Annotated in this window: 3 protein-coding genes; 2 read left to right on the top strand and 1 reads right to left on the bottom strand. The window is 57.9% G+C overall.

Going from position 1 to position 3,719, the window contains the following annotated elements:
• Positions 1–90: 90 nt before the first annotated feature.
• The gene (locus NW856_RS08630) at positions 91–1,071 is read right to left on the bottom strand and encodes an alpha-ketoacid dehydrogenase subunit beta (protein ID WP_414399842.1); all 981 of its coding nucleotides are present in this window, start codon (positions 1,069–1,071) and stop codon (positions 91–93) included.
• A gap of 183 nt (positions 1,072–1,254) precedes the next feature.
• Between NW856_RS08630 and pdxA the strand changes: the two genes are divergently transcribed.
• Together pdxA and NW856_RS08640 are read left to right on the top strand one after the other, a co-directional pair.
• Positions 1,255–2,343, top strand: coding sequence for a 4-hydroxythreonine-4-phosphate dehydrogenase PdxA (gene pdxA / locus NW856_RS08635; RefSeq protein WP_414399843.1), 1,089 nt, complete (start codon positions 1,255–1,257; stop codon positions 2,341–2,343).
• A 29-nt stretch (positions 2,344–2,372) separates the two neighbouring features.
• Entirely contained in the window at positions 2,373–3,488 is a 1,116-nt protein-coding gene (locus tag NW856_RS08640; RefSeq protein WP_414399844.1) for an aldo/keto reductase, read from the top strand.
• The last annotated feature ends 231 nt before the right edge of the window (positions 3,489–3,719 follow it).

The raw sequence follows: 3,719 nt of genomic DNA on the forward strand, positions 1-3,719 counted from the left end.
TACCGAAAGCCTGCACTCTTTCGCTTTAGCGGCGCGGAGCACTCTGCGTCAGCATGAGTGCGGGTAGTTTACTGTTGTTTTGTAGGGGTTCTAATCCGCGTAGAGGAGCCGCTCCACCGCCGCCACGATATCTGCAGGTTGCACGATGGTGGCCGCCTCCAGCGTGCCGTTGTAGGGGGTGGGAATGTCCTGCGAAGCCAAACGCATCACCGGCGCATCCAGCTCATCGAACAGTTCTTCCATGATGCGAGCCGTCAGTTCCGCCCCAATGCCACCCGATTTCATGTCTTCCTCAACAATAATCACCCGATGGGTTTTGCGCACCGAAGCGGCAATGGTCTCCATATCCAGAGGCTTGAGGGAGATCAAGTCGATCACCTCGGGGTCGATCTCCTGCTGCACCAGAGTGTCCACGGCCTTGAGCACGTGGTAGCGCATGCGGGAGTAGGTGAGCAGGGTAACATCGGAGCCAGATCGGACGATTTCGGCTTTGTCCAGAGGCAAAAGGTATTCTTCCTCCGGCAGATCTTCTTTCAAGTTGTACAAAAGGACATGCTCGAAAAAGAGAACTGGGTTGTCATCGCGGATGGCGGACTTGAGCAAGCCCTTGGCATTGTAAGGCGTTGAACAGGCTACGATCTTGAGCCCAGGCACCGCTTGAAAGTAAGCCTCTAGCCGCTGCGAGTGCTCTGCCCCCAACTGACGACCCACCCCGCCCGGCCCGCGGATGACCATCGGGATCTTGAAGTTGCCCCCAGAAGTGTAGCGAAGCATACCGGCATTGTTGGCAATTTGGTTGAAGGCCAGCAGCAGAAAGCCCATGTTCATCCCTTCCACCACCGGGCGCAAGCCGGTCATGGCTGCCCCGATGGCCAGGCCGGTAAAGCTGTTCTCGCAGATGGGGGTATCCAGCAGGCGCATCTCCCCATACTTGCGATACAGGTCTTTGGTGACTTTGTAGGAGCCGCCGTAATGGCCGACATCTTCTCCCAAAACAAATACGTTGGGATCCCGGGCCATTTCTTCGTCGAGGGCAGCACGCAAGGCGTTGTAAAGGAATGTCTCGGCCATAGAGGTTCAATATCGCTAAACCCTCATTAAACCATTTTGCCGGCATGGATCCCCTTGCAGCTGACTTGATAGGCTGAGCTCAGAATTCTTGCTCAAAGGGATGGCGACCTTCCCCACAGCTTTCCTCAGCACTCTCTTTCCCCTGGAACATGGGGATCGTCCGTCTTCTCAAGAAAAGACACCATGAGCATTCCACGGCCCAAACTGGCGCTGACCTTGGGGGATCCCGCGGGAATTGGGCCGGAAATTGTGCTCAAGGCGCTGGCGGATCCTGAGGTGCAGTCTTGCGCCCACATCACGGTTGTAGGGGATCGGCAGGTTCTAGAAGCCACCTATCGCCTGCTGAGGGATCGGTCGCCGGCTCCGTTGGCCCATCCGGCAGGGATCCCGATGCTGGAATGCAACACGGGCTTTCGGTTACAGCCTGGCTGTATTGGTCAAGGGGATGCCGACAGTGGTGGGGTCAGTTTTGTTTACCTGAAAACGGCAGTCGAACAGACGCTGCGGGGCGAGTTTCAGGGGATCGTGACAGCGCCCATCGCCAAGTATCTCTGGCATCGAGCCGGCCATCGGTTCCCTGGCCAAACGGAAGTTTTGGCCCAACTGAGTGGGTCTGAACGCTACGGGATGCTGTTTGTCGCCCGTTCCCCCCACAGCGGTTGGCAGATGCGGGTTTTGCTGGCCACCACCCATATTCCCCTCGGCCAAGTGCCCACCGTGCTGACTCCAGAGCGGGTGCGGACAAAGCTGAATGTGCTGGTGGGATCCCTGCGCCACACCTTTGGGATCCGGGATCCTGTGATTGCAGTAGCCGGCCTGAATCCCCATGCCGGCGAACAGGGGCAACTGGGATCGGAGGAAAAAGAATGGCTGACCGAGCTGCTGCGCACCTATGCCCACGCCCAAATTTGGGGGCCGCTTCCCCCCGACACCATGTGGCTGGCTCCCGCGCAAGCCTGGCATGGCCAGGGATCCCCAACTGTGGCAGATGCCTACTTGGCTCTCTATCATGATCAAGGTTTGATCCCGGTGAAGATGCTGGCTTTTGACCGGGCAGTCAACCTGACAATTGGGTTGCCTTTTGTTCGCACCTCTCCCGATCATGGCACCGCCTTCGACATTGCCGGCCAAGGGGTGGCCCGGTGCGAGAGCCTCAAGCAGGCGATCCTGCTGGCGGCAGAACTGCTGGGCAAAAACCCCCAATCCCCTGAGGGAAATGCCGTCTGTACCCGACAATCTGAGGCCGTTTCTCGTTTCCAGGGGGTGGCTTGATGGAAGTTGCCGGTGCTACCTCAACCGGAATGCTTTACCGTCGCTTTGGGCGCACCCAACAGCTGGTCTCGGTTTTTTCTCTGGGCAGCATGCGCTTGGTCAATGTGCCCAGGGATCAAGCTCAGGCAACCGTTGAGGCAGCCCTAGCCGCAGGGATCAACCACATCGAAACGGCTCAGGCTTATGGCCATGCCGAGGTGCTCTTGGGCGAGATTTTGCAAACCCTGCCCTTTTCACGCCATCAGTTGATTCTGACCAGCAAACTCACTCCCACAGATGGGTTGCGAGAGCGGCTTCAGGGATCCCTGCGCCGTCTGCGGGTGGATTACTTGGATCAATTTGCCTTTCATGGCATCAACCTGCCGGAACACCTGGAGTGGGTGCTGCAGAAAGGGCTGCCGATTCTCCAGCAGCTCCAGCAGGAAGGCTGGGTGCGCCACATTGGTTTTTCCACCCATGGATCCCTGGAGTTAATTTTGCAGGCCATCCAGACAGGATGCTTTGACTTTGTTAATTTGCACTATCACTTTTTCCAACAGCGCAATGCACCGGCCCTAGAAGCGGCTGCCCAGCGAGATATGGGCGTGTTCATCATTTCTCCTGCCGATAAAGGGGGAATGCTCTATCGCCCGCCCCAACACCTGCAGGAGTGCTGTGCACCTTTCAGCCCCTTGGAGTTTGCCTATCGTTTTTTGCTGGCGGATCCCCGTGTTCACACCCTCAGCCTGGGCATCACTCATCCTGAGGAGCTACAGGTGGCCTTGTCGGCCTTACGGGATCCCGACCGGTGGTGGGTAAATGGCCCTCAGGTGCAAGAACGGTTGCGCCAAACCGAGCAGGAACGCTTGGGATCCAGCCGCTGCGCCCAGTGCTACGCCTGCCTGCCCTGCCCAGAAGGGATCCACATTCCCGAAGTGCTGCGGTTGCGCAACTTGGCCATTGCCCACGAGATGACGGAGTTTGCCCAGTACCGCTACAACATGTTCGGCCAAGCTGGGCATTGGTTTCCGGGGTCACCTGCCGACCGCTGTACCGAATGCGGTGACTGCTTGCCCCGCTGCCCAGAGCATCTGCGGATCCCGGAGTTGCTGTCCGAAGCCCACCAGTTGCTGCATCGGTCTCCGATCCGGCGGCTCTGGGAATAACCATTCCACCTATCCTATTTGGCTGAGCTTAACTCCACTTATAATCGGATGGAGTTTATCGATTGCATCACAAGGCGAGGCATCGGAGTGAATAGTCAGAGCCAAGACCGCTTAGACCGGGTGGAACAACTGCTGGCTTGGACGGCTGAACAGACTGCTGCCAACAGCCGAGAAATCCGGGAGCTCTGCCAATCCATCCAGGAGCTGCGTCAGTCCATCCAAGAAAGCCGC

Origin of the sequence: Synechococcus sp. R3-13 (assembly GCF_047462195.1) — a bacterium.
Taxonomy (GTDB): Bacteria; Cyanobacteriota; Cyanobacteriia; order Thermostichales; family Thermostichaceae; genus Thermostichus.